This is a genomic window from Arthrobacter cavernae (assembly GCF_017368795.1).
In the GTDB taxonomy this organism is placed as follows: Bacteria; Actinomycetota; Actinomycetes; order Actinomycetales; family Micrococcaceae; genus Arthrobacter; species Arthrobacter cavernae.
This window is the reverse complement of record NZ_JAFNLL010000014.1, coordinates 1-26827: the sequence shown is the minus strand read 5'-3', so window position 1 is coordinate 26827 and position 26827 is coordinate 1. Positions and strand designations below refer to the sequence as shown.

The 26827-nt window shown below is 67.5% G+C and carries 25 protein-coding genes and 1 tRNA gene; 13 read left to right on the top strand and 13 right to left on the bottom strand.

Going from position 1 to position 26827, the window contains the following annotated elements; genetic code table 11:
- The first annotated feature begins 59 nt into the window (after positions 1–59).
- A complete protein-coding gene (locus tag J1902_RS07705; RefSeq protein WP_207615667.1) occupies positions 60–320 on the top strand; it encodes a DUF4235 domain-containing protein in 261 nt (86 codons plus the stop codon).
- Here J1902_RS07705 and mnhG read toward each other — a convergent pair.
- Genes mnhG through J1902_RS07675 form a run of 6 tightly spaced genes read right to left on the bottom strand, consistent with a single transcriptional unit; the run spans position 317 to position 6694 of the window.
- The gene (gene mnhG / locus J1902_RS07700) at positions 317–736 is read right to left on the bottom strand and encodes a monovalent cation/H(+) antiporter subunit G (RefSeq protein ID WP_207615666.1); all 420 of its coding nucleotides are present in this window, start codon (positions 734–736) and stop codon (positions 317–319) included. The genes J1902_RS07705 and mnhG overlap by 4 nt on opposite strands.
- Positions 726–1004: an MrpF/PhaF family protein gene (locus J1902_RS07695; RefSeq protein ID WP_207615665.1), complete on the bottom strand. Its 279-nt coding sequence runs from the start codon at positions 1002–1004 to the stop codon at positions 726–728. The genes mnhG and J1902_RS07695 overlap by 11 nt, the downstream gene beginning before the upstream one ends.
- On the bottom strand, positions 1001–1567 hold the full coding sequence (locus J1902_RS07690) for a Na+/H+ antiporter subunit E (RefSeq protein WP_207615664.1): 567 nt from the start codon (positions 1565–1567) through the stop codon (positions 1001–1003). Before J1902_RS07690 ends, J1902_RS07695 begins: the two co-directional genes overlap by 4 nt.
- Positions 1564–3186: a Na+/H+ antiporter subunit D gene (locus J1902_RS07685; RefSeq protein WP_207615663.1), complete on the bottom strand. Its 1623-nt coding sequence runs from the start codon at positions 3184–3186 to the stop codon at positions 1564–1566. The genes J1902_RS07690 and J1902_RS07685 overlap by 4 nt, the downstream gene beginning before the upstream one ends.
- On the bottom strand, positions 3183–3665 hold the full coding sequence (locus J1902_RS07680) for a Na(+)/H(+) antiporter subunit C (protein ID WP_207615662.1): 483 nt from the start codon (positions 3663–3665) through the stop codon (positions 3183–3185). Before J1902_RS07680 ends, J1902_RS07685 begins: the two co-directional genes overlap by 4 nt.
- A complete protein-coding gene (locus J1902_RS07675) occupies positions 3662–6694 on the bottom strand; it encodes a Na+/H+ antiporter subunit A (protein ID WP_207615661.1) in 3033 nt (1010 codons plus the stop codon). Before J1902_RS07675 ends, J1902_RS07680 begins: the two co-directional genes overlap by 4 nt.
- Before the next feature lie 203 nt (positions 6695–6897).
- On the opposite strand from J1902_RS07675, the gene J1902_RS07670 reads away from it, so the two are divergent.
- From J1902_RS07670 to J1902_RS07660, 3 genes are read left to right on the top strand one after another with little or no spacing between them, the layout of a single operon-like run.
- Complete coding sequence (locus J1902_RS07670; protein ID WP_207615660.1) at positions 6898–8301, top strand: MFS transporter; 1404 nt, start codon at positions 6898–6900, stop codon at positions 8299–8301.
- A 21-nt stretch (positions 8302–8322) separates the two neighbouring features.
- Positions 8323–8805: a cation:proton antiporter regulatory subunit gene (locus J1902_RS07665; protein ID WP_207615659.1), complete on the top strand. Its 483-nt coding sequence runs from the start codon at positions 8323–8325 to the stop codon at positions 8803–8805.
- A 5-nt stretch (positions 8806–8810) separates the two neighbouring features.
- Positions 8811–10010, top strand: a complete 1200-nt coding sequence (locus tag J1902_RS07660) for a cation:proton antiporter (RefSeq protein WP_207615658.1) — start codon at positions 8811–8813, stop codon at positions 10008–10010.
- An 83-nt stretch (positions 10011–10093) separates the two neighbouring features.
- On the opposite strand, the gene J1902_RS07655 is transcribed toward J1902_RS07660, so the two are convergent.
- Both J1902_RS07655 and dcd read right to left on the bottom strand, forming a co-directional pair.
- Positions 10094–11059, bottom strand: coding sequence for an endonuclease domain-containing protein (locus tag J1902_RS07655; RefSeq protein ID WP_207615657.1), 966 nt, complete (start codon positions 11057–11059; stop codon positions 10094–10096).
- Between the two features lie 195 nt (positions 11060–11254).
- A complete protein-coding gene (gene dcd, locus J1902_RS07650) occupies positions 11255–11830 on the bottom strand; it encodes a dCTP deaminase (protein WP_207615656.1) in 576 nt (191 codons plus the stop codon).
- A gap of 148 nt (positions 11831–11978) precedes the next feature.
- Between dcd and J1902_RS07645 the strand changes: the two genes are divergently transcribed.
- Entirely contained in the window at positions 11979–13673 is a 1695-nt protein-coding gene (locus tag J1902_RS07645) for a CAP domain-containing protein (protein ID WP_207615655.1), read from the top strand.
- Positions 13674–13739: 66 nt separating this feature from the next.
- Here J1902_RS07645 and J1902_RS07640 read toward each other — a convergent pair whose 3' ends face one another.
- Entirely contained in the window at positions 13740–14186 is a 447-nt protein-coding gene (locus tag J1902_RS07640; protein WP_207615654.1) for an SRPBCC family protein, read from the bottom strand.
- Positions 14187–14424: 238 nt separating this feature from the next.
- Here J1902_RS07640 and J1902_RS07635 point away from each other — a divergent pair.
- Positions 14425–14498 (top strand) — tRNA-Gly (locus J1902_RS07635).
- Positions 14499–14632: 134 nt separating this feature from the next.
- On the top strand, positions 14633–15097 hold the full coding sequence (locus J1902_RS07630) for a nuclear transport factor 2 family protein (RefSeq protein ID WP_207615653.1): 465 nt from the start codon (positions 14633–14635) through the stop codon (positions 15095–15097).
- Between the two features lie 27 nt (positions 15098–15124).
- Here the strand turns inward: J1902_RS07630 and J1902_RS07625 are convergent, their stop codons facing one another.
- On the bottom strand, positions 15125–16528 hold the full coding sequence (locus J1902_RS07625; RefSeq protein WP_207615652.1) for an MFS transporter: 1404 nt from the start codon (positions 16526–16528) through the stop codon (positions 15125–15127).
- Between the two features lie 132 nt (positions 16529–16660).
- Between J1902_RS07625 and J1902_RS07620 the strand changes: the two genes are divergently transcribed.
- From J1902_RS07620 to J1902_RS07605, 4 genes are all read left to right on the top strand, one after another.
- Positions 16661–17515, top strand: coding sequence for a LysR substrate-binding domain-containing protein (locus tag J1902_RS07620; protein ID WP_207615651.1), 855 nt, complete (start codon positions 16661–16663; stop codon positions 17513–17515).
- Positions 17516–17624: 109 nt separating this feature from the next.
- Positions 17625–18050, top strand: coding sequence for an aspartate 1-decarboxylase (gene panD, locus J1902_RS07615; RefSeq protein ID WP_207615650.1), 426 nt, complete (start codon positions 17625–17627; stop codon positions 18048–18050).
- A 47-nt stretch (positions 18051–18097) separates the two neighbouring features.
- Complete coding sequence (locus J1902_RS07610) at positions 18098–18835, top strand: VOC family protein (protein WP_207615649.1); 738 nt, start codon at positions 18098–18100, stop codon at positions 18833–18835.
- Positions 18836–19014: 179 nt separating this feature from the next.
- Entirely contained in the window at positions 19015–19941 is a 927-nt protein-coding gene (locus J1902_RS07605; RefSeq protein WP_207615648.1) for an AEC family transporter, read from the top strand.
- 4 nt (positions 19942–19945) lie between these two features.
- On the opposite strand, the gene J1902_RS07600 is transcribed toward J1902_RS07605, so the two are convergent.
- Positions 19946–22585: a trehalase-like domain-containing protein gene (locus J1902_RS07600; RefSeq protein ID WP_207615647.1), complete on the bottom strand. Its 2640-nt coding sequence runs from the start codon at positions 22583–22585 to the stop codon at positions 19946–19948.
- 143 nt (positions 22586–22728) lie between these two features.
- Entirely contained in the window at positions 22729–23718 is a 990-nt protein-coding gene (locus J1902_RS07595; RefSeq protein WP_207615646.1) for an LLM class flavin-dependent oxidoreductase, read from the bottom strand.
- A gap of 274 nt (positions 23719–23992) precedes the next feature.
- On the opposite strand from J1902_RS07595, the gene J1902_RS07590 reads away from it, so the two are divergent.
- Together J1902_RS07590 and J1902_RS07585 are read left to right on the top strand one after the other, a co-directional pair.
- Positions 23993–24988: an ABC transporter substrate-binding protein gene (locus J1902_RS07590; protein ID WP_207615645.1), complete on the top strand. Its 996-nt coding sequence runs from the start codon at positions 23993–23995 to the stop codon at positions 24986–24988.
- A gap of 113 nt (positions 24989–25101) precedes the next feature.
- Positions 25102–26055 carry a D-2-hydroxyacid dehydrogenase family protein gene (locus J1902_RS07585; protein ID WP_207615644.1) on the top strand — a complete coding sequence of 318 codons (954 nt, stop codon included), beginning with the start codon at positions 25102–25104 and terminating at the stop codon, positions 26053–26055.
- A 141-nt stretch (positions 26056–26196) separates the two neighbouring features.
- Here the strand turns inward: J1902_RS07585 and J1902_RS19885 are convergent, their stop codons facing one another.
- Entirely contained in the window at positions 26197–26463 is a 267-nt protein-coding gene (locus J1902_RS19885; protein WP_207615643.1) for a transposase, read from the bottom strand.
- Between the last annotated feature and the right edge of the window lie 364 nt (positions 26464–26827).

Below are 26827 nucleotides of genomic sequence, written 5' to 3'. Positions count from 1 at the left end.
CACCCGCCCCATCGGGTGCACTGCTCAGCACTCGATGATGTGGCGCTAGGCTGGGGGTCATGAACTTCTTCTTCAAGCTTCTTGGCACCGGAGTGAGCATCGGCGCGGGAATCGTCGGCAGCAAGCTCGTCAATGCGGCATGGGAAAAGTCCACCGGCAACAAGCCGCCCAAGGGCCATGACGACATGGAAACCAGCCTGCGTTCGGCCCTGGTTTTCGCTCTCATTTCGGGCACCGTCAGCACGCTCATCCAGGTCCTCGCCAGCCGCGGCACCCAGCGCGCCATCGCCCGCTTCGCCAAGTCGCAGGACATCGTCTAGCCAGGGCTCCTATTAGTCCGAAGCCCGGCAGCCTTTTCCTCTGCCCGTTCCCCCGCGGCCTTCAGAACCACGGCTTCAAGCTCGTCGGCAGCCAGTAGTTCCCGGTGACCGTGCTTGGTGCGGTACCCCGAGCGGCCCACCATGTGCGCGGACACTGGAACGGTCAGCAACTGGAAGATCCAGGCCACCACCAGCACTGGCCACACCCACCAGCTCCGCATCTGCAGCCCGATGGCGGCCAGCAGCAGAAACAGGCCCAGCACTTGCGGCTTGGTGGCGGCGTGCATGCGGCTCATGAGGTCCGGGAAACGCAGCAGGCCTACTGCCGCAGCCAGGGACATGAGCGCCCCCGCCACAAGGAAAACGGCGGTGACGGCGTCGATCACGGCGTCCGCGCCCGAGGCATCAGGAGTCATGGGGCTGTTCCCTCCGGTCGGCCACGAAACGGGCCACGGTCACTGAACCGATGAAGCCGATCACCGTGAGCGCCACCAGCAGCATGAGGTTGTTGAGGTGCCGGTTCACGGCCATGTCGATCGCGAGCGCGGCGCCCAGGATGGCCAGCAGCACGTCCGAGGCAAGTACGCGGTCCAGCAGGGACGGCCCGACGGCGATGCGGATGATCGCGCCAGCGGCGGCGAGGCTGAGGATCACCGCCGTGATAATGAGAACGAGGTCCTTCACAGCGCTGCCCCTTCCGTGGCGGGCCGGCCTTCGGCCCCGTGTGCGTCGCGTTCTTCCCGCGTGCCCATGATGCGGATCAGGCCGGCTTCGATGTCCTGGACCTCGCGGCGGATCCTGGCGATGTCCGCCGGAGTGCTGATGTTGAGGGCATGGATGTAGAGCGTGGACGTGGAGCGGTCCACCTCCACCACCAGTGAGCCCGGGATCAGCGAGATGACGTGGCCGGTGGCCGTCACCATGAGATCGGAATGGCTCCGCAGTGGGACAGCGACGACGGCGTTGCGCACCTTGGGGCCGGAAACCACCGCCAAGTACATGACCTGGAAGCTTGCGGCGGCCACCTTGGCGAGGAACCCCAGCGCAAACGGGATGGCGCGCAGGATGCTGAAGCGGCCGCTCAGTTCCACGGGCGGCAGGTAGAACAGTTTGGCCACCAGGATGGCGATCAATGCCCCGAACAACAGATTGCCGGGGCTGAAGTCCTGCCACAGGGCACCCCAGACGATCACCAGCCAGACCAGCAGGGGCAGCTCGGTCTTGAACGAGATGGGTTTGCGGCTCATTTGCCACCCCCCGATTGGGCTGCACTATCTGGCTGGACCGCCTGGGAACCCCGGCGGGGCAGCGGCGGCACCACGGCGCCGTCGCCGAGGACGGAGTGGATATATGCGGAACGGTCCAGCATGACTTCCGCGGAGTGGCCGGACACCTTGAAGAGCGGCCCGGCGAAGACGGTGAGCGCGACGCCAAAGGCCACCAGCGCCGCCGTCGGCCCCACCATGGTCCGCGGCAGCAGCCCAACAGTGCCGCGGCCCGCCGGAACGGGGGCCAGCAGCACGGGATCCGGGTACTCGGCGTCCTCGGGCTTGCGCCAGAAGGCACGGTTCCACACGCGGGCGATCGCCAGGAGCGTCAGCAGGCTGGTGGCCACGCCGCCCACCACCAGCACCAGGGCCAGCGGGGTGCCCAGCTCGACGCCTGCCTGCAGGAGGCCGAGCTTGCCGAGGAACCCGGAGAAGGGCGGGATGCCGGCCAGGTTCATGGCCGGGATGAAGAACAGCAGCGCCAGCAGCGGCGAGAGCTTGGCCAGCCCGCCGAGCCGGTCGATCGAGGAGCTGCCTCCACGGCGTTCAATCAGGCCCGCCACCAGGAACAGGCTGGTCTGCACGGTGATGTGGTGGGCCACGTAGAACACGGCGGCGCCAAGCCCCGCAGCGGACGACATCGCCAGGCCGAACACCATGTAGCCGATATGGCTGACTAGGGTGAAGGAGAGCAGACGCTTAATGTCGCTCTGGGCGAGCGCGCCCAGGATGCCCACCACCATGGTCAGCAAAGCCAGCACCATCAATGGCACGTTCAGGGTGTCCCCGGGGAACAGGAGCGTCTCGGTCCGGACCATGGCATAGACGCCCACCTTGGTCAAAAGACCGGCGAACACGGCGGTGACCGGGGCGGGGGCGGTCGGGTAGGAGTCAGGCAGCCAGAAGGACAGCGGGAACACGGCCGCCTTGATTCCGAAAGCCACCAGCAGCATGACATGGAGCAGGTTCTGCGTGCCCTGGTCCAGTTCGGCCAGTTTGATCGCGAGGTCGGCCATGGTGATGGTTCCGGTGGCCCCGTAGATCATGGCGATCGCGATGAGGAACAGCACCGAGGACACCACGGACACCACCACGTAGGTGACTCCGGCGCGGATGCGCGGCCCCGTTCCGCCGAGTGTCATGAGCACGTAGCTTGCCGTCAGCAGGATCTCGAAGCCCACGTACAGGTTGAAGAGGTCGCCGGTGAGGAAGGCATTGGACACCCCGGCCACCAGGATCAGGTAGGTGGGGTGGAAGATCGAGACCGGCGCCTCCTGGTCGCCGTCGGCCATGCCCTGCCCTGTGGCGTAGATGAGCACCGCGAGGCTCACCACGGACGAGACCACCAGCATGAGCGAGGAGAACTGGTCCACCACCATCACCACGCCCCACGGCGGCATCCAGCCGCCGATCGTGACAGACGTGGTGCCGCCGTCCCAGACAGAGGCCAGCAGGATGCATTCGAGCAGCAGGGCCGCGGACAGCAGGCCGATGCTGACGGCGCGCTGGGCTGCCGAGTGCCGGATCAGCAGGAAGGTCAGTGCGGCGCCCAGGATGGGGAGGACGACGGCGAGCGGCGCCAGATTGGCGAGGTTCACGCGGTGCCTCTTTCCGTGGGGTCGGTTGCCGGGGAGTCGGTGGTGGCTTCGGGGCCGGCAGGCGTCAGCGCGAACTCCGAAGTCTCCAGGGGCACCACGGCGTCGTCCTCGGCGTCGAAGCTCGGGGTCTTGGCCACGCGGCGGTCTTCCATGTCGTCCTGGATCTCGTCCTGGCGGGCCAGCACCCAGGTGCGGTAGATGATGCCGAGCATGAACGCGGTGACGGCGAAGGAAATCACGATCGACGTCAGAATCAGCGCCTGGGGAAGGGGGTCGTTGTACGCGCCGGGGTCCGTGTCCTTGTTGAAGAAGGGCGCCAGGCCGGCGTATCCGCCGGTGCTCAGGATCAGCAGGTTGGTGGCGTTGGCCAGCAGCATGAGGCCCAGGAGCACCCGGGTGAGGCTGCGTTCCAGGATCAGGTAGATCCCGCAGGCGTAGAGGACGCCCATGACGATCAGCAGTGTCAGGTTCACGCTCATGGGGTTCCCCTTCCGGGCGCTGCGATGTTCCCAGCGGGCACGGGCTCGGCGTGGACTGCCTCACCGGCGGGGATTGCCTTTTCCTCGAAGTGTTCGTCGATCTCGGCGCCGAGGCTGCGCAGCACGTCCAGGGCCAGCCCCACCACCACGATGTACACGCCGATGTCGAAGATGGTGGACGTGACGAACTTGATGTCGCCGAAGACGGGCAGCCAGACTTCGATGATGGCGCTTTGGAACACCTGTCCGCCGAGCAGCAGCGGCACAAATCCGGATGCGGCCGCCGTCGCGAGTCCTGTCCCGAGCAGGGTTCCGGCACTCACGGTGGCGGCCTCGCTGAGTTCGAAGCGGCCGCCGGCCAGGTAGCGGATGGTCAGGGCGAGTCCGGCCGTCAGGCCTCCCGCGAAACCGCCGCCGGGCAGGTTGTGTCCGGCGAGCAGCAGGTAGACCGAGAAGATGATCATCGAGTGGAAGATCAGCCGGGTGACCACTTCGAAGATGATCGAGCGGCGCTCCGGGGCGAGCGTCCGGCCGCCCAGCAGCCAGGCGTCGCGGCCGACATCGGCGAACTTCTTCGCGAGGGCCAGCGCGGCGCCGTCGCGGGAGTCACGCTCGACGCCGGTGCGGCGCCCCACGCTGCCTGCGGGCACCGTGGCGGCAGGGCGCAGGCGGTCGCCGCGGCCGCGGACGAAGATCAGGCTGGCGACGCCGGTGGCCGCGACGGCCAGGACGGAGATTTCGCCGAAGGTGTCCCAAGCACGGATGTCCACGAGCGTCACGTTGACCACGTTGAGCCCTCCGCCGCCTTCGTAGGCCAGTTTGGGGAAGTCGAGCGATACCGGGGTGGCCACGCGGGCCCCCATCGCGTAGATGGCCACGAAGATCATGGTGATGCCGAACGCGGCGCCGATCATCACGCGGACCACCCGCAGCCGTCCGCCGGTGCGGTCGCGCAGTTCGGCAGGCAGGCTGCGCATCGCCAGGACGAAGGCCACCAGCACGATCGTTTCCACAAGCATCTGCGTGAGCGCGAGGTCCGGGGCGCCCTGCAGCGCGAACATGAGCGAGATGCCGTAGCCGGTCACCGACACCATGAGCACGGCCAGGAAGCGTTTGTTGGCGCGGACCGCGGCGAGTGCCCCCACCACGATGCCCACGGCCGCGATCAGCTGGAGCGGCGAATTCGGGTCAATGAAATAGAGCCCGCCGGGCAGCGGCTTCTTCGCCACGATCAGCGCCGTGAGCGGCACGGCGAAGGCCACCGTCAGGATGACTGTGAGGTAGAAGTACAGCGAACCGCGCTGTGTGCGCCCGGTGACCCAGACGGCGATGTCGTCCAGGGCGCCGACGGTGCGCTGGTAGGCACGGTCGGCGTCGACCCAGTCCGGCACCAGGCTCTGGGCCCGCGAGACGACGTTCCGGCCGTAGAACATGGCGGCGCCGGCCGCCAGCACAATGGCGGTGAGGCCCAGCGCGGGGGTGAAACCGTGCCACAGCGCGAGGTGGCCTGCACCGGCGTCGGAGGCTCCGGCGTCGGGCGTGAACAGGGCCGCATACGGCTGGATCCAGCCGTCCACGGGGGCCGGCCACAGACCGTACACGATGGTGAGCACGCTCAGGACGGCGGGCGCGGCCAGGAACGCGGGCTTGATCGCCTTGAACGGCGTGCGTTCGACGCCCGCCTTGCTGGCAAAGGCGCCCCACATGAAGCGCGCGCTGTAGGCGAAGGTCAGGATGGAGCCCAGGACCAGGCCAACGAGCACCGCCGGGCCCCATGGGTGGGCGTCCTCGCCGGTGCCGAACTCCACGAAGGCCGTGAACACGGATTCCTTGGCCACAAAGCCGGCCAGCGGCGGCAGCCCGGCCATGGACGCGGCGGCGATCCCGGCCACGATCCCCAGCGCCCGCGAGGAGCGGTACACGCCGGACAGTTTGCGTATATCGCGCGTGCCCGACTGGTGGTCGATGATGCCCACCACCAGGAACAGCGCCGCCTTGAACAGGCCGTGTGCGAGCAGGAGGGCGAGCCCGGCGAGGGCGGCGTCGGGCCGGCCGAGGCCCACCACCATGGTCAGGAAGCCGAGCTGGCTGACGGTGCCGTAGGCCAGGATGAGCTTGATATCGGTCTGGCGCAGGGCGCGGTAACCGCCCACCAGCATGGTCGCCAGGCCAAGCCCCAGAACCAGCGGCAGCCAGAATTCCGAGGTGGAGAAGCCCGGGGCCAGCCGCGCCACGATGTAGATGCCGGCCTTCACCATCGCCGCCGCGTGCAGGTACGCGCTGACGGGGGTGGGGGCCGCCATGGCACCGGGGAGCCAGAAGTGGAAGGGGACCAGCGCCGATTTGGTGACCGCACCAACCAGGATGAGTACGACGGCGGCCGCCACCGCTCCCTGCGCGGGACCGGTGGTGAGGAGGCCGGCTTGGCCCCCGGCCTGTTCCAGGATCGCCGAGATGCGGTAGGTGCCCGCGGCCTGCCCCAGGATGACGAGCCCGACGAGCATGGCCAGGCCGCCGGCGGTGGTCACCATGAGGGCCTGCAGGGCCGAACGGCGCGCGGAAAGGCGGGTGCGGGCGTAGCCGATCAGCAAATAGGACAGGACGGTGGTGAGCTCCCAGAAGATGAACATCATCAGGAGGTCATCGGCCGCCACAAGGCCGAACATGGTTCCGGCGAAGGCCAGGAGCTGGGCGCCGAATCCGCCGAGGTCGGGGTCTTTGTTCTTGAAGTACCGGGCGCAGTAGACCAGGACGAGGGAGCCGACGCCCAGGATCAGGAGCGACATGACCCAGGCCAGCGCGTCCATCCGGAAGGCGAACTCAAGCTTGAGATCGGGAATCCAGGGGAGGGTTTCCGTCACGGCATGCATGCCACCGTTGGAATATATGGCTTCGTGCTGGAGGAGCAGCCATACGAAGGCCGCTGCGGGGACGGCCGCCAGGACAAAGAAGGCGTTCCTGCCGAGTTTGCGGAAGATCAAGGGCGCTACAGTTGCCGCTACAAAGGTCATGGCGAGAACTGTGATCACTGTTGTCTCCGCAAAAAGTCAGGAAAAGTTGTCAAAAGTTGGAGCAGGCGGCCATACGTTGGGTTCAGTGGACCCAGTTTAGCAAGCGCCTGTGACAGTTTTTGGCCGGGGCGGGCAGCGGCCGGGCATGGAGACGCCATCAATTGTCCACATACGGTAGAGGTCCCCGGCGGTGCCTTCCGGGGCCGGATAGCATTCAGACTATGAACGCGATGGCAGTTCCCCAAGCATCCCCTCCGGCCTCCGAGCTCGCTTCCGGGCCTGCCGTCTCCAACAAGGGACAGATCCTGGCCTGGGCTGCCTGGGACTGGGGCTCGGCGGCCTTCAACGCTGTCATGACCACCTTCGTGTTCACGGTCTACCTCACGTCCAACGCCTTCGGCGGGGCGGATGCGGCCTCGGCGGCCCTCGGTGGAGCCCTGGCGATTGCGGGGATCGCAATCGCCCTCCTGGCCCCCGTGACCGGGCAGCGTTCCGACGCCGGCGGGCGGCGCAAGCTGTGGCTGGGCGTCAACACGGCCGCCGTCGCGGTCCTGACGGCCCTGTGCTTCTTCGTCTTCCCCAAACCGGAGTTCCTGCTCCTGGGCGTGTCCCTGATCGCCCTGGGTAACGTGTTCTTCGAGTTCGCGGGCGTGAACTACAACGCCATGCTGGCCCAGATCTCCACGCCCAAGAACATCGGCAAGGTGAGCGGTTTCGGCTGGGGCATGGGCTACCTCGGCGGGATCATCGCCCTGCTGGCCGTCCTGCAGCTGTTCGTCCAGCCGAGCTTCGAATGGTTCGGGGCCGCCACGCAGGACGGGCTGAACATCCGTCTCGTGGCGGTGTTCTCGGCCCTGTGGTTCTTCATTTTCGCGCTGCCGGTGCTGTTCACCGTGCCGGAGCTGTCGGTGAATAAGGACCAGTCCCGCCTGGGATTCGTCGCCTCTTATGGACTGCTGTTCCGCCGCGTCAAGGCCATCTACCGCACCAGCCCGCACACCATCTTCTTCCTGCTGGCCAGTGCAATCTTCCGGGACGGGCTGGCTGCCGTGTTCACCTTCGGCGGTGTGATCGCGGCCGGCACCTTCGGTTTCGAGCTCAAGGAAGTCATCTTCTTTGCCATCTTCGGCAACGTGGTGGCCGCCATCGGGGCGGTGATCGGCGGTTTCCTCGATGACAGGATCGGCCCCAAGGCCGTCATCGTCGGCTCGCTCCTCGGGCTGCTCGTGGCCGGCACCTCGATCCTCGTCCTGGGCAACGGAAACTACACCTTCTTCGGAAGCGCGTGGGCCGGATCCACCACGTTCTGGGTGTTCGGCCTGTTTCTGTGCCTGTTCGTAGGACCGGCCCAGTCATCCTCCAGGGCCTATCTCGCCCGGTTGGCCCCGGACGGCGAATCCGGTGAACTCTTTGGCCTCTATGCCACCACAGGCCGGGCCGTGAGTTTCCTGGCGCCGGCGCTCTTCACCCTGTGCATCGCGGTGGTCACGCCACTGGTGGCGGAGGGCGAAGCGCAGCGCTGGGGCATCCTCGGAATCATGGTAGTTCTCCTGGCCGGCCTGCTCGTGATGCTGCCCGTCAAGCCGCCGGGCAAGACCCAAATAGCGGTCGTACCGCAGCACTGAGAACAGCGTTAAGGTGGACTTATGAACGTGGATGAAACTGAACTCCCGGGCCTTGGCGTCCGCAAGGACTTCATCACTGCTTCAGGCCGCCGCATCGGTGTTGTGGAGAACCGGGAAGGTGACGCAGAGCTGTTCGTCTCCACCTGGGACGATCCGGACACCTGCCAGGCTTCCATTCCCTTGACGGCCGATGAAGCGGCCACCTTGGGCAATCTGCTGGGCGGCCAGCACATTGCCATGCGCCTTGCCGAGGCTCACAGGGAAATCCCGGGCATCGTGACCCGGCAGTTCTCCATCACCGCTGATTCCCCGTTCGTCAACCAGCCCATGGGCAAGGCCCGGGTCCGCACGCGCAGCGGTGTCTCGATCGTTGCCATCATGCGGGAGGGCGAGGTGGTCCCGTCTCCGGCACCGGACATCATCCTGCACCTTGGTGATCTGCTTGTTGCTGTTGGTACCCAGGAAGGTCTTGATTCCGCGGCCGACATCCTGCGCAACGGCTGACGGTAATGGACCCGCTCGCGCTGACCCTCATCGAACTGGGGGCCGTCGTCTTCTGCCTGGGTCTCCTGGCGCGGTTGGCGGGCAGGATCGGAATGTCACCCATTCCCTTGTACCTGGTAGGAGGCTTGGCCTTCGGCGCGGGCGGAGTCGTCAAGCTTGACGGCATGCACGAATTCGCCCATGTTTCGGGCGAGATCGGCGTCATCCTCCTCCTGCTTATGCTCGGATTGGAATATACGGCCTCGGAGCTTGTCACCGGGCTGCGCAGGTCCTGGCAGGCCGGTGTGATGGACCTTGTCCTGAATTTCATCCCGGGGGCCGGCATCGCCCTGCTGCTGGGCTGGGGACTCGTGGGGGCGATCGTCCTGGGCGGCGTCACGTATATCTCGTCCTCCGGAATCGCCGCCAAGGTGATCACCGACCTCGGCCGAATCGGCAACCGCGAAACGCCGGTGGTGCTCTCGATCCTGGTCTTCGAGGACCTGGCCATGGCAATCTACCTGCCGATCCTTACCGCCATCCTGGCCGGCGTGGGCTTCCTCGGCGGGCTGCAGACCGTGGGGATTGCCCTGGCCGTGGTCACCGTGGTCCTGGTTGTTGCGCTCAAGCACGGCCACCGCGTCTCGCAGGCCGTGCACAGCGAGAACTCCGAGGTCTTCCTGCTGAACGTACTGGGTGCGGCTCTCCTCGTGGCCGGCCTCGCCTCGGCGATGCAGGTCTCCGCGGCCGTCGGCGCCTTCATGCTCGGCATCGCAATTTCCGGCGCCACAGCCCACAGCGCCACCCGGATCCTTGAACCACTGCGCGATCTCTTTGCCGCGCTTTTCTTCGTGGTCTTCGGCCTCAACACGGTTCCGAGCTCCATTCCGCCGGTGCTGGGCTGGGCACTGGCCTTGGCCGTCGTCACGGCAGCGACCAAGATGCTGACCGGTGTCTGGGCGGCCAAGCGTGCGGGCATCGCGGTGCCAGGTCGCTTCCGCGCCGGCGCCGCACTCATCGCCCGAGGCGAATTCTCGATCGTCATCGCGGGCCTCGCGGTGACCTCCGGCGCAGTCCCCCGGGAGCTGGCCGCACTGGCCACCGCCTACGTGCTCATCATGGCCATCATCGGCCCGCTCGCGGCACGCTTCGTGGAACCCGTGGTTAAGGCGTTCCGCAAGCCCCCGGGCACGCCGAAGGCGAAGGAGCCGGCCACGGCGGTCTGAGCCTTCCCGGGGCGGGCCGGTCCACCAACCATCCCTCGAGGCGTGAGATCTCGACCCTTTCAACCCACCAAAGAGTCGAGATCTCACGTCTCGGCGCCTGCTCCTGCGCCTGTTTCCTCGCGCCATCCGCCGCGGATCAGGGCATCCCGGACCCGATGCACGACGCCGTCGAACCCGACGGCTTTCACATGGCCTGCCGTGATGGTCACCGAGGTCCAGCCGAGGGCGGCGAGGGATTCATCCCGCCGGATGTCGGATTCCTTCTGGGCCGCCGTGAGGTGGTGGGCGCCGTCGTAGTTGACGGCCACTTTGTAACGGGGATAGGCCAGGTCGGGCCAGGCGAGCTCCCAGCCAGTCGGGTCGCACACCACAAACCGGAGCTCGGCTTCAGGCAGCATCCGGTGCCCGAGCGCCAGACGGAGCTTGGTTTCCGGGACGGAGTCGGCCCCCACCCGGGCCAGATCCAGTGCCAGCCGCGCCGTCCTGATGCCGCGCGCGCCGGGGTTCCCCGCCACCTGCCGTCGAAGATCCTCCAGCGAGCACAGTGCGGCCCGGTGGTGGCCGATGCTGTGTGACTGCCTGCAGATGAAGTAGTCGGCCGCTGCCACCAGATCGTCCAGCGCAAGCAGCGGGGCCAGATCCAGCCAGGTCCGGGCGGGACCGGTTACCGGGATGCCGTCAACGGAACCCACGTCGGCGGGATCCAGCGGCACCCGGTGCCCGGCGACTCCCTTCCGGACCGGACGGTTCCCGCCATCCCACCTGAGCAGGTGCACCAGCGGCTGGCGCTGCACATCAAAGGGGAGCGGACAGCCCCACAGGACGGCCGCCGTCGGGACACTGCAAAGGGTGCCCGGTGAGATCCCGGTCAGCAGGCGCGCCGTGTGCGCCAGTTCCTGCTCGGCACTCCAGGGGACGCGGACTCCGCGGCTGGCGACGCGCAGGTCCTTGTTCCATGCCCGGTGGTCCGGGAGCCCGGCGCCGCGCTGTTCCAGCAGCGTGAAGGAACGGCCTTCGAAGGTGTCCGGAAGCGGACTGGCGTTGCGCATGCACCCATTCTTGGCACATGCAGGACGCCCCGCCTGGGTTATCCACGGTGGGGAGGAGCAGTCAGGGCCCTTTGCCGGATCGAGAAATGAGATCTCGACCCTTTGAAGGCTTCAAAGAGTCGAGATCTCACGTCTGGACGGGCGTGTACGGGCACCAAGGCCCGCGTGCACCAAGGGGCGCTGAGGGAAAGGACCCTAGATGGCCGTCCGGTGGAAGTTCTGGTGGCTGCGGCTGGCCGTGGGGCCGCGCTGCCCCTGGTAGCGGCTGCCATGCTCGCCGGAACCGTACGGGTGCTCAGCCGCCGAGGTCAGCCGGAAGAAGCACAGCTGGCCGATCTTCATGCCGGGCCACAGCTTGATGGGCAGCGTGGCCACGTTGGAGAGCTCCAGCGTCACGTGGCCGGAGAAACCGGGGTCGATGAAGCCCGCGGTGGAGTGGGTCAGGAGGCCCAGCCGGCCCAGCGAGGACTTGCCCTCGAGGCGGGCGGCGATGTCGTCCGGCAGGCTCACGGTCTCGTACGTTGAGCCGAGCACGAACTCCCCCGGGTGCAGGATGAAGGGCTCATCGCCTTCCACTTCCACCAGACGGGTCAGCTCAGGCTGTTCCTCGGCGGGGTCGATGTGGGCGTACTTGTGGTTGTCGAACAGCCGGAAAAACCGGTCAATCCGCACGTCCACAGAGGACGGCTGAACCATCGCAGGATCGTACGGTTCAAGAACAATCCGTCGGGAGTCTATTTCGGCACGAATATCGCGGTCAGAGATCAGCACAGCATCAAAAATACCGTATGCATTGTGCCCTCCCGCCCCGTGGCAATAGCCCGTGGCAGTATTGTCCCGAAGACATGGCCACTGCCTGTGGGGCAACGACAGCGATCTCGGGGTAATTGTGCGAAGAATGGCGGCGCCGGCGGTCTTCATGTTGGCTTGCGTCCTCAGTTTCGCCGTCCCGGCCTCCGGGAATGCCATCACCTCCGGCGGCTCCGACGCCACCTCGCCGATCGCAGCGGCCGCACGCGAAGCATCAAGCGCGCCGGCCGCCACGATCGAACAGCCGGCGACGGCGGCCGTCACCCCGGCGCCCGCCCCACAGCAGGGCACCGCACAGCAGAGCACCCCCGCAGAAGGCGCGGCGAAAACCCCCGACGCCGGCACCGCCGTCGGGCCCGACGTCACCAACACGGCGCCTGCTGTAGCTGACGGCCCGCCGCCCGTGGCCACAATCGGGCCCCTCTACGGACCCGACCCGCTTCCCGCAGCGCCCGCTCCCGAGACGGCCCCTGAAGCCGCACCGGAACCGACCCAGCGGGAGGACACCGGCGTGGGCGGTGCCGCGGCCATGGGGCTGGTCCCGGACGACAACACGGCCGCGATCCGCACGGTCTTCAACGCGATCAACAACTACCGCGCATCCCTGGGGCTGGCCCCGGTGAAGTACCACGCCACGGTGGCCGGGCTGGCACAGGACTGGTCGGACAACATTGCCACGCGCGAGGTGATCGAGCACCGGGCAAGCTTCTGGACCGACCCCCGTGCGCTCAACCCGAACAACGGCGCCGGCGAAGTCATCGCCGTCCGCTGGGACCGCGACGCGGCACAGCTGGTGGAGTGGTGGAAGAGCTCCCCCGGGCACGACGCCATGCTGAAGGACCCCCGCTTCAACGTCATGGGCGCCGGCATCACGTACACGGATGGCAACTGGCAGACCACCCCCAACCGCTACACCATGTGGGGCGTGGTCAACTTCTTCGGCTACACCACCCTGCCGGCAGGCACCACCGACGCTCCGGGCGGCGCCGTGACTCCGCCGACGCCGCCCGCGCCGAGCGTCTGCGACCTCATCGCGAAGCACCAGCCCCCTACCCTCGATCTCAGCTCGGCGGCCATCCGCGGCCCCGGCGACCTCGTTGCGGTCGACTCCGCCGGGGCCTTGCTGGACTTCCCGGCACTGGGCAACGGCCAGTTCGGCCCTGCCCGGACCGCGGGCACCGGCTTCGGCGGCACCAAGGAAGTCTTCGTGACGGACTGGGACCGCGACGGCGTGTTCGACATCCTGGCGCAGAAGCTGGACGGGACCCTGGTCCTCCACGCCGGGATCCAGGCCGGCAGCTTCAAGGCCCCGCTCACCCTCGGCAGCGGCGGCTGGCAGGCCATGACCATGACCGTGGGCACCTGGTGCGCCAACAACCGCCTGCCCCAGATCCTGGCCACGGACTCGGCCGGCAAGCTCTGGCTCTACAACAACGCCGGCATGGCCCTGATCGTCAGGCGCACGGAGGTGGGCAGCGGGGTATCCGCCGTCAGGCTCAGCATGGTGGATTACAACGCCGACGGTTTCGAGGACCTGCTCGCCGTGGGGAGCGACGGAAAACTCCGGCTATACCGCGGCGCCGGCACCCCTGCACCACGGGCGGAAGTCAGGCCCGTAGTGGGCATCGGCTGGACGGACTACACCGGCCTGCGCGCCTTGCGTGGCGCCAAGGGCCTCAACTCCACGGCCATCGCCGGGTTGGACGCCAACGGTGTGGTTGAGTACTGGGACCTGGGAACCGGAGGGCTCACGACGCCGGTGACGGTCGCCACCGGGTGGACCGGGCGGAAGCTCGCGCAGTAGCGCGAGCCGGAGGCTCCGGCAGCCGGAGGTGCGGGCGGCACGGCGGTGACGTGCAGCCGTGGGGCCCTACAGGCCGGCCGGCTCGCCCTCGATCACGGCCTTCAACCGCTCAAGCTGGGCGACTTCGCTTTCCATGGTCTTCTGGATCAGGCCGTTCATGAGCTTCTGCAGCCCCTTGGGGTTGTATTCCAGCGCGAAGCGCAGGCGCGTGGAGGAGCCTTCGGTACTGAGGTAGTAGCCGCCGGTGGGACGGGCAGGGCCGGCCACCACGGCGAAGCGGACCTCGGCCCCTGGCCGGGCCTCGGTGATTTCGAAGTCGGCGGCGATGGGCCTGCCGCCGGGTCCCGCCAGGGTCTGCTGGTACAGCGCGCCCTTCTCGCCGGGAGCCCCGGAACTGAGCGAAATGCTGCGGACCCCTGTGCGCCAGAGGGGGTTGTTCAGGCCGTCCGCGAGGAAGCCGTACACGGTCATGGCATCCCTGCTGATGACCACTTCATATTCGGCGAATGCCACGGGACCCTCTTTTCGCGTACGGCTCAATGAACGTAGCCGGGTCCCCACACGTGCAGCTAACAATTTCAGAATAGCCAGCGCCGGCCCTCATAAACGCAACCGGGCCGAGCCTTTACCGAAGAGTTACGCCCTCCGCGCCGCCGCAATCCTGCCGTGTCCGGGGCGCGCCGGTGAGTCTGGTCCGGGAGCTCCGCCAACTGCGCTAAGCTGGACTCGCTCCGGCGAAATCCGGGGCAGTGCGGGCGTAGCTCAATGGTAGAGCGCTAGCTTCCCAAGCTCGATACGCGGGTTCGATTCCCGTCGCCCGCTCCACGCAGAAGCACCCGGGTCCATGACCCGGGTGCTTCTTTGTTCTTGCCTTTGTTCTTGGCGCCGAGGCCGTGACCCCGGCGCCCCCGGCGCCTACACTCAGAGTTACACGTCCACCTATCCGGGAGGTCCTTGCGATGACTCTCACCGACGATGTTGAGGCCGGCCCGCTGGCCGCCATCAACCGCCTGCTGGAAGCCACCAACAAACACGATCTTGAGGGGCTGGCCGGGTGCTTCGCACCGGGCTACGTCAACGAGACGCCGGCACATCCCCTGCGCGGCTTCACGGGCCGCGAGACCGTCCGCAGCAACTGGGAACAACTGTTTACCGGGGTCCCGAACATCACCGCGCGCATGCTGGCCCACAGCGTGACGGGCGACCACGTCTGGGCCGAGCTCCACCTGTCCGGCTCGCGCCGCGACGGCACCGCCCATGATGTGACCGGAGTGATCGTGTTCCGGGTGGAGGAGGGCATCATCAGCAACGCCCGCTTCTACCTCGAGCCCGTGGAACGGACCATGGAAAGCGTCGACGACGCCGCCGAGCGCGTCACGCACCGCGTCACGCACGGCCGGCCGGCCGCCCAGCCCGTCACCTAGCCAGGCGGCCGGGCCCGTCCGCGTTTCCTAGCTTTGAACCTTCGAATTCACGGACAGGCTAAGGACCTTCCGCGGGAACCGGCTCCGCTGCGTGAACTTGAGCCTGAGCGTCAGCTCGCCGCGGCGGGCCAGCACGACGGCGACCGTCACGGCCGCGAGGGCCGGCACCCCGCCGGAGATGAAGATCGCCAGGTGCGGGTTCAAGTGCTCGGCGAGCCAGCCCATCATGGGTCCGCCGATCGCCTGCCCGCCGATGAGCACCACCAGGTAAAGGCTCATGACCCGGCCGCGGATGCTCATGTTGGAGCTGGTCTGCACCATCTGGTTCGCCGCGGTGAGGAACATCAGGCACCAGAAGCCGGAGAGCACCATGGCTGCCGAGAACCACACCATGGACGGCGCCAAGGCGGACAGGCACAGCATCAGCCCGTACATGCCCGCGCCGAGGACCACCGAGCGCAGCTGCAGGTTCCGGCGCCGGGCGGAAGCGATGGCCCCGGCCAGCGCACCGAGGGCGACCATGGCGTTGAGCAGGCCGTAGCCGCCGGCACCGGCGTCGTACACGTGGTCCGCAAAGGCAGCCAGCAGCACCGGCAGGCTCATCGCGAAAACCGCCACGAACCCGGCCATAAGCCACGGCCAGTAGATGGTGGGCTTGGCCAGGGCATAGCGGAAGCCTTCACGGAGCATGCCCTTGCGGCGCGGCGCGGGCGCGCTGAGGTGCAGCTCGTTCTTGCGCAGGAGAAGCAGCGTGGCGACCGTGGAGCAGCAGGCCACGGCGTTGGCGGCGAAGGCCCAGCCGGCGCCGACGGCGGTGAGGAGCACGCCTGCCAGTGCCGGGCCAATCAGGCCGCCCAGCTGGAAGGTGGTGGAGTTCACGCTGATGGCGTTGCGCATGTACTGCGGGCCCACGAGCTCGTTGACGAAGACCTGGCGCGCGGGCTGGTCCACCACGGTGACCAGGCCAAGGGCCAGGGCGATCGCGTACACGTGCCACACCTCGATCCGCTGGCTCAGCGCGAGCACCGCGAGGGCCGCCGCGAGCAGCGCCGCCGCCGACTGGCACAGGATCAGGATCTTGCGCTTGGCAAAACGGTCCGCCAGCATCCCGCCCCAGGGGCCGAGGAACAGCGACGGCATGAACTGCAGCGCCACGGTGATCCCGACGGCAGTGACGGAACCGGAGAGCTGGAGGACCAGCCAGTCCTGGGCGATGCGCTGCATCCAGAGGGCAATCACGGCAACGAAGTGGCCGATCGCGAAGATGCGGAAGTTGCGGACCTTGAGCGAGATGAAGGTGTGCCGCCAGGGCAGGCGTTCGCTCACGACGGCGATCGGCTGGGTGGCGGTGTCCGGTGCCTGGGCGGCAGCGGCGAAAGAATCGATGACGGGCTGGCTGACATGTGCCGCGGTAGGCGGTGGGGGTGCCAAAGGGAGTCCTCAGATCGAGTTTCGGTGGGATGCCTTTAACGCTATGGTTGCCTCGATCAATCATGGAAGCGTATTGCGCCTATAACTAGCATCGCGAAACGCAATATGGCAGTGGCGGCCCCAAGGAGTACCGTGTTCGAACCCGTACAGCTCCGCTCCTTCCTCGCGGTCGCCGAGACCCTGAGTTTCACCAAGGCCGCGGAGCGCCTCGGCCTGGCGCAGCCCACCGTAAGCCAGCATGTCCGCAAGCTGGAAACCGCGGCGAAACGGGTCCTCGTGGCCCGGGACACCCGCGATGTCCGGCTGACGGACAACGGCGACGCCATGGCAGGCTTCGCCCGCAGCATCCTGGCCGCGCACGATTCCGCATCGCGCTACTTCTCCGGCTCGGCCATGCGGGGCAGGCTGCGCTTCGGCACGGCCGACGACCTCGCCATCACCGGCCTGCCGCGGATCCTGCGCGAATTCCGCCAGCTATATCCGCAGATCAACCTGGAACTGACGGTCAGCCAGAGCGACCAACTCTACAAGCGGCTCAACGCCGGCCAGCTGGACCTGGTATTCGTGAAGTGGGTGGCCGGGGCCAAGGAGGGCACGGTTGTCCGGCACGATTCCTTCGCCTGGGTGGGGCTGGAGCAGACGGCTCTGGAGCCGGGCGCGCCGGTGCCGCTCATCGCCTATCCCGCACCAAGCCTGAGCCGCAAGCTGGCCATCGACGCCCTGGAGGCCGCGGGCCGGACCTGGCGCATCACGTGCAGCACCAAGCAGATCAGCGGGGTGCTCGCAGCGGTCCGGGCGGGCATCGGCTTCGCGGTCATGCCGGCGTCGCTGGTTCCCGAGGACCTGAAGGTCATCACCCGGCGCTTCGAACTGCCGCCCGTGGGCGACGTCGACTTCACCCTGATCCGCAACCCGCTGGCCAACGCCGAGGTCATTGACGCGCTGACCCAGGCCATCATGGGCAGGACGCTGAACAAGCAGGCCTGAGGCCATCCAGCCCGGACAAGACTGCCCCGAAAGTATTCCCTACCAGCACCTGTGAGCTGTAGAGTCCGTCACAGCGCGCCCTTGGTTCGCGCGCTAAACTGATCGCATTATGAACCGCACAATGTTCAAGTCCAAGATCCACCGGGCCACTGTCACCCATGCCGACCTCCACTACGTCGGCTCGGTCACCGTTGACCTGGACCTCCTGGACGCTGCAGACATCCTCCCCGGCGAGCTCGTCTCCATTGTGGACGTCACCAACGGCGCACGCCTGGAGACGTACACCATCGCCGGCGAGCGCGGTTCGGGCGTCATCGGCATCAATGGTGCCGCAGCCCACCTGGTCCACGTGGGCGACGTCGTCATCCTGATCACCTACGCCGAGATGACCACGGAAGAGGCCCTCGCCTACCAGCCCAAGGTGGTCCACGTGGGCAAGGACAACAAGATCACGCAGCTGGGCAGCGATCCCGCCGAGGCCCACACGCCCGGCCTCATGCGCCCGCCGCACGCCATCAGCTCCGTCCTCAGCTAGGGCGCGCCTCCCATATCGGGTATTACCTGGGTATAGGGTCTGGCGGTATGGCGCTGCGACTTGTTCAGGTGAATTTCAAGGCTCGGGATGACTCAGCGCTCGGCCGGTTTTGGGCGGAGGCGCTCGGCTGGGGTGTTTCCAGCGAGGGACCCGGCGTGACCAATGTTGAGCCCGTGGGCTTCACCTGGCCGGACCCCGCCGCCGTCTGCGTCGATGTCGTCACAGTCCCAGACCCCGAGACGGTGAAGTACCGCGCGCACCTCGATCTCGCCACCAGTTCCGCGGCCCATCACGCCGAGCTGCTCGCGCGCCTCTTGGAGCTCGGTGCAACGCCCGCAGATGTGGGCCAGGGGGATGTGCCGTGGACGGTCCTGGCCGACCCGGAGGGCAATGTGTTCTGTGTGCTGGAGCCGCGGGAGATCTACCGGGACACCGGGCCGATCGCCACGGTGGTGGTCAACTGCGCGGATCCGCGGGCCATGGCCCGGTTCTGGAGCGAGGCTACGGACTGGACCCTGCACGAGGTGAACGACGATCACGCGAGGCTGCGTTCGGCCAAGGGTGTCGGGCCGTATCTGGAATTGCTTCGTACGTCCGGCATGGAGACTGTGTGGAACCGTGTCCATCTCGACCTGATGCCGTATCCCGGCGACGATCAAGCGGCAGAGGTGGACCGGCTGAAGGCTCTGGGCGCCACCGACGCCGACGTCGGCCAGGGCGATGTGCCATGGGTGTGCCTCGCCGACCCGGAGGGCAATGAGTTCTGCGTCCTCACCCCGGGCTGATGTAGCGCCCCGGCTCCTCAACGCGCGTCCAGTGCCCCGCGCTCCAGCAGCCCCGCGCCAGCCCGGCGCTGTCCGCATGACGAGACATGCCGCCGTCGGGCCTTCACGGCAATAAAGCTGATTTAGGCTGGGACTGTGAACCCACGCCGCCCCGCACCCGCCACCGAGCGGATGCCGCCGTGCTAGGGGTCCTGTCCGGGTTCTTCGTGGTATGGGCCATCATCCTGGTGGGCATGTTCGTCGGCAGGCGCGGGATCCTGGGTGAGAACGCCCGCTCCGTGCTGAGCGGCCTGACGTTCTTCGTCGCAAGCCCGGCCCTGCTGTTCGAAACCCTCGGCAAGGCGAAGCTGCACGAGGTCTTCGCGGCACCGCTCCTGGTCACCGCTGTGGGGGCCATCGCCACGGGGCTGTTGTTCTTCGTGATCGTGAAGTTCTGGCTCAAACGCCCGCTGCCCGAATCGCTCATCTCCTCCATGAGCGCGTCCCTGGCCAACTCCGCGAACCTGGGCATCCCCATCGCCGTGTTTGTGCTCGGCGATGCCAGCTATGTTGCCCCGCTGCTGATCTTCCAGCTGGCATTCTTCTCGCCCCTGTACCTGATGGCGCTCGACGCCAGCACCAGCACCCACCGCACCACTCCCCTGCGCTTCCTCCTGATGATCGTGCGGAACCCGATGATCGTCGGCTCAGCGCTGGGCCTGCTGGTGGCGGGGACCGGCTGGCAGGTGCCGGCGCTCATCATGGAACCGATCCACCTGATCGGCGGCGCCGCGATTCCCGCCATGCTGATGGCCTTCGGCATGAGCCTGAACGGCTCGCGGCCGCTACAGAAGGACACCGGGCGCCGCGTGGACACCCTGCTGGCCAGCGGTTTCAAGCTCATCGTGCACCCGGCGCTGGCGTACCTGTTTGCGCGCTTCGCGCTGGGCATGGACGGGCATGCCCTGTTCGCCGTGGTGGTGACCTCCGCCCTGCCCACAGCCCAGAACGTCTTCGTGGCCGCCAGCCGCTACCGGACCGGCATCACCGTGGCCAAGGACACCGTGCTGATCACCACCGTGGTGGCCGTCCCGGCAATGATCGCCGTCGCGCTGCTGCTGACATAAAGCGCTACTCTTCCTCAACCGATGCCAGGTAGCTGTCCAGAAGCCGAGCGCAGCGGATGAAGCCCAGGTGCGAGTAGGCCTGCGGGTGGTTGCCCAGGTGCGTCTCCGTGCCGGGGTCGTACTCCTCCGGCAGCAATCCCGTGGGTCCGAAGAGGGCCACGAGCTGGTTGAACAGTTCCAGCGCATCGTCCAGCCGCCCCACGGCCAGGTAGGCCTCGATCAGCCACGTGGTGCAGATGTGGAAGCCGCCCTCCAGGCCCGGCAGGCCGTCGTCGTACCGGTACCGGAAGACGGTCGGCCCCACCCGGAGTTCCCGCTCGACGGCGGTGACGGTGTCCACGAAACGCTGGTCCCGTACGTCCAGGAGGCCGGAGAGTCCGATGTGCAGCACGGCGGCGTCCAGGTCCGGGTTGTCGTAAGCCACCGTGTAGGAGGCTGCGGAGTCGTCCCAGCCTTCGCGGAGCACCTCGGCGCGGATGGTGTTGGCCGTGTCCTCCCAGCCGGCACCGGCAGGGCGGCCGTGGCGGACGGCCGTCCGGACAGCCCGGTCCAGCGTCACCCAGCACATCACCTTGGTGTAGACGTGGTGCCGAGGTGCACGGCGGGCCTCCCAGATGCCGTGGTCGGGCTCGTGCCAGCGGGCCAGCACCGCGGCGGCCATCTGCTCCATGAGCTTCCAGTGCGCGTCCGGCAGGGAACCGCGCCGCTCGCCGAGACCGTGGATGAGTTCGGCGATCGGACCGAAGACGTCCAGCTGCACCTGGTGGTCCGCGGCGTTCCCGATCCGCACCGGCCGCGATCCCGCATAGCCGGGCAGGCTCTCGATGATGGCCTCCGTGGACAGCGGTGCACCCGTCACCGAGTACAGCGGGTGCAGCCATTCCGGGCCCGGGGCGTTGTCCAGGATGCGCCCGAGCCAGCGCAGGAAGCCGTCGGCCTCGTCCGTGGAGCCCAGGTCCACCAGGGCGTTGACGGTCATGGAGCCGTCCCGCAGCCAGCAGTAGCGGTAGTCCCAGTTGCGGGTCCCGCCGATTCCCTCCGGCAGCGAGGTGGTCGGCGCCGCAAGCACAGCCCCGGTGGGTTCGTGCACCAGCGATTTGAGGACCAGCGCCGAGCGCCGCACCAGCGAGGGCTTCATGCCGGGCAGCTGAAGTTCCCTGACCCATTGGCGGGAGTGCTGCGCGACGGCGGCCCGCCGCCCGGGCTCTCCGGCGGGGTCCGCCGTCGCCGGCTCGGTGTCCCCGCACCGGAGGTTCAGGACCACGGCACCGTGGGCGAGGCTGACTTCCGCGGTGGCGGTGCCGTGTTTGCCGTCGCTCGTGATAGTGAAGTCCACGCCGGGTGCGGACAGGATGATGGGTTCCGAGGTGCCCACCACATGCAGTTCCCCGCCGCGGATTTCCATGCTGAACGGGGCGGTGGCGTAGTCGGGCCGCGGCGCGAACACGATCCTGGCCATGCCGGTGCCGGACAGCACCCGGACCAGGCTGGTGATGCCGTCCGGCGCGGGTTCGAGGTAGTCGGTGACGGCGACGTCGGCCCAGCGGGTCTCCACGATCATGGTGTTGTCCACGTAGCGCTGGCCCAGGACCTGCGAGGCCTTGAGCGGCTCCACACTGAAATGGCCGGCAGGGTCGCCGCCCAGGATGTGCGCGAACAGGGAGCCCGAGTCCGGGAGGGGGTGGCTCATCCAGCAGATCTTGGCCTCGGGGGTGAGTAGCGCCGTCGACGTCCCGTTCCCGATCATCGAATGCCGCTCCAGTCCCACGGCGTCCTCGCCGAACAGCCAGGCCCGGCGCAGTTCGAACAGGATGGCCAGGACCTTGGCGAAGGATTCCGGATGCGGGAGCCGATGGTCCGCCACGGTCTCGCCCGGGCCCACATGCAGGCCCAGGTCCGGGCCGCGGAGGGTGCCGATGGCGTGTTCATCGCTGTCCGCATCGCCGGCGAACAGCGCCGCGCTGGCACCGAGCCGCGTGCGCAGCTGCTCCAGCGCGGCGTCCTTGGCCGGTTCGACCACCGACAGGTCCAGCACCGAACCGTCCACCATGAAGAAGAGGCCCAGCTCCCGGGCGATCTCTTCCGCCTGCCGGGTGACTTTGGCGGCAACGGCCGGCGTCGCGGGCCGGGTATGGACCCCGACGGCGACCGGCTTGCGCTCGATGCTGATGCCCTTCTCGAAGCCGACCGCCTCGTTCAGGGCCATGGCCGCCTGCTGCAGAAGCAGCTCCGTGGCCAGGGGGATGCCGTAGGCGAAGGCCATGTCGAACTCGGCCCCGTACGAGCCCACCAGATGGACCTCGGCGGGGAGCCGGGAGACGGCGGCCAGGTCCCGCAGGGAGCGGCCCGAGATGACGGCCGCGTGCGTGTTCGGCAGCGCGGCAAGGGCCCGGAGCGCGACGGCGGCGCTCCCCAGCGGGAGCGTCTCGGTGGACACCCCTTCGGCCTCGCACAGAGTGCCGCCGTAGTTGCAGGCCACCAAGAGTCCCGGGGTGCGGGCGAGGATCCGCAGCTCGGCGAGCAGCTGCGGGGTGATCCCATGGTCCGCGGCGTCCGACTGGACGAACGCCCGCAACAGGCCGAGCGGAAGGGAGTTGGTCAGCAGCGCCGAATCGGCCACGGACTGGTTGAGCGGAGTAGGCATGGACACTGTCCTTCCGGTGCGGAAGTCTTCAGTCTCCGCCCGGCCGGTTTCGCCCGCGTGGCCCGTCCGTTTCCGGTGGGTAACGGGTCTTTGCGCCGGCTCGGGTGGCGCTCATCCTTCCGGATAACTGCCGCCCGAGACTGTTACACCCCCACCAGCCCGGCAACCTCCGCCAGCAGCTCCACCGAGCGGATCCGAGCGTCGGTTCCGGTGCTCTGGTGGGCCACGATGAGTTCGTCGGCATCGGCGTGCCGGGCGAATTCCTCCAGGTAGTCGCGGACCACCTCCGGCGTGCCGACGGCGGAGTACGTCATCATCTCGGCCAGGTGCTGGCCCTGCGGGGTATCGAGGATGAGATCGGCCTCGTCGTCCGTGAACTCGCGGCCGCCGCCCAGGAAGCGCGAGACCCTGTCCCGCTTCACCGCCAGGAACAGCTGCTGGGCCTCGGAGGCCGAATCGGCAGCCACCACGTTCACGCCGGCGATCACGTGCGGCGCGTCCAGCTGCGCGGACGGCTTGAATTCGCGCCGGTAGATGGCCACGGCGTCCTGCAAGGAGTTGGGCGCAAAGTGCGAGGCGAAGGCGTACGGCAGGCCCAGCTGGGCCGCCAGGCGCGCGCCGAACAGGGAGGATCCCAGGATGTACAGCGGGACGTTGGTGCCCTTGCCGGGCGTCGCTTCCACGCCCTGGATCCGGGTGGGTCCGCTCAGGTAGCCCTGCAGTTCCAGCACGTCCTGGGGGAAGGTGTCGGCGGACATGGGGTCGCGGCGCAGGGCGCGCATCGTGTTCTGGTCGCTGCCCGGGGCGCGGCCCAGGCCGAGGTCGATCCGGCCCGGGTGCAGTGTCTCGAGCGTGCCGAACTGCTCGGCGATGGTCAGCGGAGAGTGGTTGGGCAGCATGATGCCGCCGGCGCCGAGCCGGATGGTGCTGGTGTGCGCGGCGACGTGGGCGATCAGCACGCTCGTGGCCGAGGACGCGATGGAGGACATGTTGTGGTGCTCGGCGTACCAGACACGGCGGTAGCCCAGCTGTTCCGCCTTCTGCGCCATGGCCACACTGCCCGCGAGGCTTTCCGCCGCCGTCTGGCCCTTGCCGATGGTTGCCAGGTCCAGGATGGAGAGGGGTACGGTCACGTCGGGGTACCGGCCTTTCGGGTTCGCGTCACGGTCCGGCGTGGAGGGTGGCCGGGCACGTAGGCGACAACGACGGCGGTGCCCGGCTTATTTCATCGGGCTGCGGTGGGCTGGCGCACACCTGGGAACCGGGCCGAATGTGACCCCAGCAGACGCCCGATTAACCGCAATGACCCCCTGTATCCCAGCGTTTCAGAGTGCTTTGACCGCCTCCCGAAGCCTGCCGGATAGTTGCAGCCACAAGCACGCATCAGACTTCCACAAAGGGGAAACCATGGCACGATTTGCAGGCAAGACCGGCATCACTGCGGCGCTGGCCGCTACCGCTCTGCTGGGGCTCGCCGCCTGCTCCGATCCGGGCGCGACGGCGGCGACAGCACCGTCGTCGGGCTCTACCTCCAGCGCGGCTTCAGGCGCAGTCGCCAAAGAATTCAATCTGTCTCCCGAGCAGGACCGCGTGAAGGTGACGGTCGACTCCTCGGCCGCCGCCTTGGTGCCCGAGGCCATCAAGGCCGACGGCAAGCTGACGGTCGTGACCACCGGCGGAACGCCTCCGCTGAGCCTGTTCGCCACGGACAACAAGACCCTGATCGGCAACGAAGTGGACCTCGCCTACGCGATCGGCGAGAGCCTGGACCTGCAGGTCGAGGTGCTTCCGGTGGCATGGGCCGACTGGCCGCTCGGCGTCGAATCCGGCAAGTACGAGGCCGTCCTCTCCAACGTCACCGTCACGGAAGCCCGTAAGGAGAAGTTCGACTTCGCCACCTACCGCAACGACCTCCTCGGTTTCTACGCGAAGAGCGGCTCGGACATCACCGAGGTCAAGGAAGCCAAGGACGTGGCCGGCAAGCGCGTCATTGTCGGCTCGGGCACCAACCAGGAAGCCATCCTGGTGCGCTGGGACGAGGAGAACAAGAAGAACGGCTTGAAGCCGGTTGAGTTCCAGTATTACGACGACGACTCCGCCTCCCAGCTCGCCCTCCAGTCAGGACGTGCGGACCTGACGTTCGGGCCCAACGCCTCCGCTGCGTACAAGGCGGCCAAGGACGGCAAGACCAAGGAGGTGGGCACGCTCAACGGCGGCTGGCCGCTGAAGGCCGAAATCGCGTTCACCACCAAGAAGGGCAACGGCCTGGCGGCTGCAGCCCAGGCAGCGCTGAACACGCTCATTGGGAATGGCACTTACACCAAGATCCTGGACCGCTGGGGACTCACCTCCGAGGCCATCCAGGCGTCCGAACTGAACCCGGCAGGACTGCCCAAAAAGTAGGAACCGGCACTGCGCAGCTTGGCTGGCGCTGCGCAAATGCCCTGGCGACACCGGAATTCCAGTGTCGCCAGGGCATTTCCGCGTCGCCGGCGAATGGGGCATAGTAGGGAACCATGAGCCAGCGCCTCGCCATCCTCGATGACTACCAGGGTGTCGCCTACGACTACGCACCCTGGGACCAGCTCGCCGACGACGGCATCGACGTCACCGTCTTCAGCGAACCCTTCCAGGACGAAGAGGCCCTCATCCAGGCGCTCCGCGATTTCAGCATCGTTGTTGCCATGCGCGAACGCACGGCCTTCGACGCCGCCCGGCTCCGCCAATTGCCCAAGCTGAAACTGCTCGTCACCACCGGGATGGCCAACCCCTCGATCGACATCAAGGCCGCAAGGGAACTGGGAATCACGGTCTGCGGCACGGGTGGCTCCCCCGCCGCGGCTCCGGAAATGACGTGGGCACTGCTGCTGGCGGCCGCCCGGAACTTGCAGTTCGAAGGCAATGCCATGCGTGCCGGACGCCTGCAAAGCACTGTGGGCTTCGAGCTGTCCGGCAAGACCCTCGGAGTGCTGGGCCTGGGCAAGATCGGGACGAAGGTGGCCGGCTACGCACAGGCGTTCGGCATGGACGTCATCGCCTGGAGCCCCAACCTCCGCGAGGAAACCGCCGCTGCCGCCGGCGTCCGCAAGGTCAGCAAAGACACGCTGTTCCGGGAGGCCGACGTCGTCTCCGTGCACGTCCGGCTGTCCGAACGCTCCCACGGGGTGGTGGGCGAGGAGGAACTGCGGTTGCTCGGCCCGGCCGGGATCCTAGTCAACACCGCGCGGGGCCCCTTGGTGGACGGGGACGCCCTGCTCCGCGGCCTCAACGAGGGCTGGCTGGGCGGCGCGGCCCTGGACGTGTACGACGTCGAGCCCCTCCCCGCCGAACATCCGCTCCTGAGTGCGCCCCGTACCGTGCTGACGCCGCACCTAGGGTATGTCACCGCCGAAAGCTATACCCGTTTCTACGGTGGGGCTTTTGAGGACGTCCGGGCCTGGGCGCAGGGCAAGCCGGTGCGGGTGCTTTAGGGTGCCTTCTTAAGCATCAATTGCTCGTAACTGCCCTTTTGACCCTTCAAAACGGCAGTTACGGAACAATCCATGGTGTGAATCGCAGGGCTAATTGGTTCTGGCATGAATTTAGTGAATCGGGGATCGGGCGTGGTTCGGTCATGAGAGCACTCTCTGCCTGAGGAGATGGAAGCCGGCTCGGCCGAGCATCTGGCGTTTGATCATCCTGGCCCGGTTGATGTGCCCTTCAACGAGGCCGGAGCTGTAGGGCAGGGTCAGCCCTGCGATGACCGCGTCCAGGTCCCGGTCGCCGCCGTTGGCGAAGGAGTGCAGGCTCGGCAGGGTGTCGATGCAGGCCTTGTCCAGGCCGGTCCCGGAGCCGGTCGCCGCGCAGGCCGGTGAGCATGGCGGCGAAGCCGCGTACATGCGCGGTGGCGGACTCCAGTTCCGGGTAGTTGGCCAGCACGGCCTCGAGCCGGACCCGCTCGTCCCCGATTCACGAAATTCGTGCCAGAACCATTCTCAGCTAACAATCACAGGCCGGACGAGTAAGCCGGTCCACCTCAAGCGCACTCCATCACAAACGGCCCATTCTGCGAAAATCGAAACACCCCGTTTTTCGAAATGCTCACGAATCCGGATCCTTCCCACAACGCTTTCTCCCATGAAAAAGGCCCGGGCTGATTGTGGGAGTGGTTTGTGAGAAGATTCCGGCATGAGCCCCGACCCGGTCACCGCCCCCACCCCGTCCGACGCCGACGATGTCGAACGCCACTCCTGCCCCCGCTGC